General features: G+C 69.3%; 6 protein-coding genes. 2 read left to right on the top strand and 4 right to left on the bottom strand.

Annotated features, from left to right (window positions below):
- The first annotated feature begins 686 nt into the window (after positions 1-686).
- Complete coding sequence (locus DMB42_RS49645) at positions 687-1,871, top strand: cytochrome P450 (protein WP_125648296.1); 1,185 nt, start codon at positions 687-689, stop codon at positions 1,869-1,871.
- Positions 1,872-1,978: 107 nt separating this feature from the next.
- Here the strand turns inward: DMB42_RS49645 and DMB42_RS49640 are convergent, their stop codons facing one another.
- Together DMB42_RS49640 and DMB42_RS49635 are read right to left on the bottom strand one after the other, a co-directional pair.
- Positions 1,979-2,800, bottom strand: coding sequence for a hypothetical protein (locus tag DMB42_RS49640; RefSeq protein WP_125648293.1), 822 nt, complete (start codon positions 2,798-2,800; stop codon positions 1,979-1,981).
- Positions 2,801-3,028: 228 nt separating this feature from the next.
- Positions 3,029-3,820: an LLM class flavin-dependent oxidoreductase gene (locus DMB42_RS49635; RefSeq protein WP_185845281.1), complete on the bottom strand. Its 792-nt coding sequence runs from the start codon at positions 3,818-3,820 to the stop codon at positions 3,029-3,031.
- Positions 3,821-3,946: 126 nt separating this feature from the next.
- Between DMB42_RS49635 and DMB42_RS49630 the strand changes: the two genes are divergently transcribed.
- Complete coding sequence (locus tag DMB42_RS49630) at positions 3,947-4,438, top strand: MarR family winged helix-turn-helix transcriptional regulator (RefSeq protein ID WP_185845280.1); 492 nt, start codon at positions 3,947-3,949, stop codon at positions 4,436-4,438.
- A gap of 73 nt (positions 4,439-4,511) precedes the next feature.
- Here the strand turns inward: DMB42_RS49630 and DMB42_RS49625 are convergent, their stop codons facing one another.
- Positions 4,512-5,351, bottom strand: coding sequence for an SRPBCC family protein (locus DMB42_RS49625; protein ID WP_125648287.1), 840 nt, complete (start codon positions 5,349-5,351; stop codon positions 4,512-4,514).
- Entirely contained in the window at positions 5,344-5,901 is a 558-nt protein-coding gene (locus tag DMB42_RS49620; protein ID WP_125648284.1) for a transcriptional regulator, read from the bottom strand. The genes DMB42_RS49625 and DMB42_RS49620 overlap by 8 nt, the downstream gene beginning before the upstream one ends.
- Between the last annotated feature and the right edge of the window lie 99 nt (positions 5,902-6,000).

Below are 6,000 nucleotides of genomic sequence, written 5' to 3'. Positions count from 1 at the left end.
TCGAGTCTGCTGTCTGCCATCTCTCCAGCAGACCTCAGCCGCCAGAGACCGTCACCACTTCACGGACAATCTGAAACGAGACACACCTCATGTGGCGTCCCGGATACTCGCGACCGGCTCACTAGGTCAGGCGTCCGACAGCCAGGCGCCCACGAGCTGCGGGTGGTGAGCCGCGGGCGCGGGTGTAGGTGCGGGTGGGGCCGTGGGTGAGAAGTTGACCATGGTTGCAGGTGGACCGTGGGCGCAGGGTGCCGCAGGCATGGACCGTGGGCATGGGCGCGGGATGGCCGCGGGTGCGGGTGCGGGGGGACCGTGGGCGCGGGATGCCGCGGGGCACGGATGCCGCGGCCGCGGGATGCCGCGGGCATGGGCCGCGGATGTGGGGGTGGGTTGTGAACGGAAGTTCCGGGTTGTTGGTCGGGCGGCTGTGGGGGTGGCCGGGCGGTGGGCCGGCTCTTGGGGTGTGGCTGATGGGGCGTCTGTCTGCATGTGGGAGGTGGGGTCTGGTTGGCGGACGGGGGCGGGAACGGGGTAGCGGCTCGGGTGTTCCTTGCGGGGGTGGGACAGTGTTGTTGTTGTCGGGCGGGGCATACGGCGACGGCGGGCTACTTGACGACCGTACAGTGACGTAATAGAACACGTTTCAGTACGCTTAAACCAAGCGCTTGATCAAGAGGTGACCGCGCGTGCATATCGACCTTGTCGACAGGGACCGTTACGCGACTTCCGGCCCACCCCACGAACAGCTCGCCTGGCTCCGTGCCAACTCCCCCGTCCATTGGCACGACGGCGAGCCGGGCTTCTGGGCGGTCACCCGCTACGAGGACGTCGTGCACGTGTCCCGCCACTCCGACTTGTTCTCCTCGTCGAAGAAGCTCGCCCTCTTCGAAGAGCTGCCCGAGGACCAGATCGCCCTCCAGCGGCTGATGATGCTCAACCAGGACCCGCCCGAGCACACCAGGCGGCGTTCCCTGGTCAACCGGGGCTTCACGCCCCGGACGATCGGCGCCCTCGAACAGCACATCCGCGACATCTGCGACGACCTCCTCGACAAGTGCTCCGGCGACGTGGACTTCGTCACGGAGGTCTCCGCCCCCCTCCCCCTGTATGTGATCTGCGAGCTGCTGGGCGCCCCGGCGACCGACCGCGACAAGTTGTTCTCCTGGTCGAACCGCATGATCGGCGCCCAGGACCCCGACTACGCGTCCACCCCCGACGAGGGCTCCGGCGCCGCCATGGAGGTGTACGCCTACGCCAACGAACTCGCCGCGCAGCGCAGGGCCACCCCCAAGAACGACATCATCACCAAGCTCCTGCAACCTGACGAGAAGGGCGAAACCCTCGGCGAGGACGAGTTCGACCTCTTCGTGCTCCTGCTGATCGTCGCGGGCAACGAAACCACCCGCAACGCGGCCTCCGGCGGCATGCTCACCCTCTTCGACCACCCCGACCAGTGGGACCGCCTGGTCGCCGACCCCTCGTTGGCCAGGACGGCGGCCGACGAGATCGTACGGTGGGTGTCGCCGGTCAACCTGTTCCGGCGTACCTCCATGGCGGACCAGGTGCTCGGCGGGCAGGAGATCAAGGACGGCGACAAGGTCGTCGTCTTCTACTCCTCCGCCAACCGGGACGCCTCCGTCTTCCCGGACCCGGACGTCTTCGACATCGGGCGCACCCCCAACACGCACATCGGCTTCGGCGGCGGCGGCGCACACTTCTGCCTCGGCAACCATCTCGCCAAGCTGGAACTGCGTGTCCTGTTCGAGCAACTGGCCCGACGCCGGCCCCGGATCCGCCAGGCCGGACCGGCCCGCCGCCTCCGCTCGAACTTCATCAACGGCATCAAGGAGCTGCCGGTCACCATCGCCTGACCCCGCTCGACACCAGCCCGCCCCAAGCCCTCAATCCCAGGCTCCCGTCCCAGGCTCTCGCCTCCGGCGGTCCCTGTCGGGAAGGGAGCGCGTCCAGGATGGCCGCTTCATGAGAAGCGTCTGTGTCTGGGATGGCGGGGGACTTTGCGGCGGGCTGCGCGGATCTGGCGCAGGATGCGGGTGGTGCCTTCCGGGCCGGGTTGCCAGCCGCGCTGGATCAGGGCGTCGGCCACGCTGCGGAGCAGGTCGGCGATCTGGCCGGGGATGACATCGCGGCGTACGGCGATCACGCGCCAGCCCAGCCGCCGCAGCTCCTCGCGGCGGTCGGTGTCGCGTCGCCGGTCTTCGGGTGAGGTGTGATGCTCCTGGCCGTCGTACTCGACCCCCAGCCTGTACGGCTCCCACCCCAGGTCGAGGTACGCCCGCCTGCCCCCGCCCAGGTCCACACCGAGCTGGGTGGCGGGACGGGGCAGGCCGCTTTCGACGAGGATCACCCGCAGCCAGCTCTCCCGGGGTGAGGCGGCGCCGTGATCGACGAGGCTCAGCGTGTCGCGCAGGCGCCAGGAGTTGAGCGGACGACGCCACAGAGCCTCCATGTCGACGCCCCGCCGGGCGAACTGGTCGAGGGCCGCCACGGCGTCCAGGCGCGGCAGTGACCGGGCGCAGTCGAGGGCCGTACGGGCCATGGTGGTGAGGCGGACGCCCTTGTGCTCGGTGACGTCGTCGGCGGGGAGCTCGCCCACGTACGTGACGCAGCCGGGGACCGTCAGGTGGGCGGGGGCGATCACCTCCACCGGCCAGTCGGGCTCCGGGACGGAGAGCACGCTCAGGCCCCAGACGTGTGCGGCCGTCTGCCGGCAGGCGACGGCCTGCCGGACTGAACGGGTGATGCGCTCGGCGCGGTGGAGCAAGGAGAGTGAGGCGTTCACGCCGTCCAGGGTGGCGGCTCGGCCGGGACGCCACCGGTCCGAATCGGGTTCTGTGGAAAGAGGGCCGAGCCAGGCCGAACCCTGTGGACAAGGCCCCCGAGCCGAGGCGCCGGGAGGCGAGGGCGCCAGGGCACAACGGCTGGGGATCAGGGACGGGGCCGGAGGCGAGGGCGCGGAGGCGACAGGGCGGTTCTGCAGGTGGAGAGTGGACTGGAGATTGGAGAGGGGTCAAGCAGCTTGGGGGCGGAGGGTGGGGAGGACTTCTGTGGCGAGGCGTTCTGCTTGTGCGCGGGGGTCGGGGCCGACGGGCATGAAGTTCATCGACGTGAAGCCCATGCGTACGAACTCCGCCAGCCGATCGCTCACCTCCCACACCGATCCCGCGACCACCCCCTCACCCTCCGCACGACCGTCCAGGCGGAAGGGGACGTTGTACACGCATTCCACCGTCCGCCCCGACGACAGGATCCGCTCCCTCATCGCCGCCGCCCGCTCCGGCGGCGCGAACCCCAAGGAGGGGATCCAGCCGTCCGCCAGCCGTCCGGTGGCCTCCAGAGCGCGCGGCCCGTACGTGCCCAGCCAGATCGGGATGGGACTGAGCGGCTTGGGCTCGATGGTGGCACCCTCGGTACGGTAACGAGAGCCTTCGTACGTGAAGTCCGATTCCGACCAGAGGCCGCGCATGATGTCGATCGCCTCCACCATGCCGTCCACCTTCTCCCGAGGCGTCGGCACCCCCAGCCCGAACGCGCGGAACTCCTCGTCGGAGTAGCCGCCCCCGAGCCCGAGGATCAGCCGGCCGCCCGAGAGCCGGTGCAGCGTCTCGGCCATCTTGGCGACCATCGCGGGCGGCCGGTACGGCACCCCCAGCACCCTCGTCGCCACCCTGATCCGCGAGGTCGCGGCGGCCACCCAGGTCAGCATCGTCCACACCTCGTACGACGGTTCGCTCCCGCAGGGGTGGTCCGAGGCCGAGACGAAGTCGAAGCCCAGCTCCTCCGCCGCACGGGCGTCCCCCACGGGATCGGCCCCCGGGCCCGCCGAAGTCGAAATGCCCAGTCCGAACATGCCGCGCCCCCAAGCATCAGATTGGTTTACATGTAACCTAAACCGAGGTCGGTTACACGTCAACTAAACTGCCGTGACATGGAGCCACGCTGGCTGGACGACGCCGAGTTCCGGGCCTGGATCGGATACCGCAGGATGCGCCTGCTGCTGGACGCGCAGGTCAGCCGCGATCTCATGCGCGACTCGGGATTGTCTGCCCCGGATTACGACGTACTGTCCGCGCTGACCTCGACGCCCGACCACCGTTGGCGGCTCACCAGGCTGGCCGACCGCATGCTCTGGTCGAAGAGCCGCCTTTCGCGGCACATCTCCCGGATGGAACAGCGGGGACTCGTCAGGCGGGAGGGGTTCGAGGGCGATGGGCGCGGGGCCGTGGTCGTACTGACGGAGGGTGGGCTGCGGGCCATCCGGGAGGCGGCGCCCGACCACGTGGAGTCCGTCCGCAGGAACTTCATCGACCTGCTCTCGCGCGAGCAGGTCGAGGTGCTCGCGACGATCGCCGAGACCGTCCTCGACCATCTGTCGGACGACTCAGACAGTTCGGACGGCGACGGGGAGCAGCTCGGCTGACCCGACGGTCAGAGGTGAAAAGCCGGGGAAGGGACCTCCCGGCCCCTCCCCCGAGCCCTGGCAGTCCGTACGGTCAGGCTTCGACCCACATCGGCCGCCAGTCCGGCACCTCGTGGTAGCGCCGCAGCTCCGCCACCCCGGCCAGCATCCCGCCCCAGGCCGCGTACGGCGGTTGCGCGGCGTCGAACCCGCTCTGCACCAGCGTCAGCCGCGTCCTGCCGCCGGAGCCCTCCAGCTCCCACGTGCCCACCCCGGTGTCGCCCCAGTCGACGCTGAACCGGCGCTCCGGCTCCAGCTCCAGCACCTTGGCCGGCGCCGGATCGTTCGCGAACCCGCCCATGGCGAACCGCCCGCCGACGTACGGCTCGATCTCGATCGGGAACCCGAACCACTTCGTCACCGTCTCCGAGTCGATCAGCGACTCGAAGACCTGAGCGGGCGCGGCGTCGATGGTGACCTCCGCGCGCAACTCGCGCGCGGTGAAGTCGGTACGCGGCGTGAGCTCCCGCCCCTCGACGTGCTCGGCCAGGCTGCCCAGCACCTGGTACCAGTACGTCTGCAGCACACCTCTGATGCTCTTGCCGGTGACGACGTCCTGGAAGTCGAAGTGCGACTGCGACACCGAGACGATCGTCGCGGCCTCGCCGTCCTCCTCAACCGCGAGCTCGGCGGTCGTCTCGACGCCGTCCAGCAGCCAGGCGAACCGCACCGTGCGCTCGCCGGCCGCCACCACCCGCTGGTGCGGCGCGTCGCCCTCAGGCGTCGTACGGCCCCAGAACTCGTACCGGGCCGGCAGGTCCACCTCGGCGTGCTCGGCCAGCCAGACCCGCGCCTCGGCCGAATCGGTGAGCGCGTGCCACACCTCCTTGACCGGCGCCTGGACGCGGACCCGGACGATCATCGGCTCACTCATGCTCATCTCCCTTGGGGTAGCAGGCGACGGCGAGCTTGAAGGCATCACCTTCGGCGCCGCCGTATCGGGCGAACAGGTCCTGCAACATCGACTGCAGGTCGTTCAGGAACTCCTGGCGGTTCTCCGGACGCACGTGGATCTCGCCGGACAGACCGATGGACGGCAGCTCGGGCGCGTCCCGGTCGAGCGCGGCGATGTCGGCCTGGACCTCCTCCATGAGGTCGAGCAGGTAGCCCAGGCTCAGCTCGTCACGCGCCTTACGCAGCCCGATCCGACCCACCAGACGCGGCGACAACCAGTACGAACGGGCGCCGGCCTGGTAGATGCCCTCGTGGATGCCGCGCACCTTGCGCTCCGACACCTGATCCACGAGACCGGCCTCGACCAGGCGCTTGACGTGGTAGTAGACCCGCTGCGGCGTCTGCCCGAGGCGTTCGGCGACCTCCGAGCACGTACGCGGCTCGGCCAGTTGCCTCAGCACCTCGACACGCTGGGGCTTGAGCAGCGCCTCGGCCTGCTCGATGTGTTCCAGATACAGGACATCTCTCATCGCAAAAACAATCCTTTACGTAAAAATCCCTTTTGTCAATGACTCCGTAGAGATCCCCCCGGCCCAGCAAGGAGGTGGCCGTGCCCTGGAGAGATCAAG

This window comes from Nonomuraea sp. WAC 01424 (assembly GCF_003947315.1).
Lineage (GTDB): Bacteria > Actinomycetota > Actinomycetes > Streptosporangiales > Streptosporangiaceae > Nonomuraea > Nonomuraea spiralis.
Note: the sequence above shows the minus strand (reverse complement) of the source record. Positions and strands in the feature narration are given on the sequence as shown.

Coding starts and splice junctions, on each gene's coding strand:
- DMB42_RS49620 (WP_125648284.1), bottom strand. CDS start 5,901: ATGAGAGATGTCCTGTATCTGGAACACATCGAGCAGGCCGAGGCGCTG.
- DMB42_RS49625 (WP_125648287.1), bottom strand. CDS start 5,351: ATGAGTGAGCCGATGATCGTCCGGGTCCGCGTCCAGGCGCCGGTCAAG.
- DMB42_RS49630 (WP_185845280.1), top strand. CDS start 3,947: ATGGAGCCACGCTGGCTGGACGACGCCGAGTTCCGGGCCTGGATCGGA.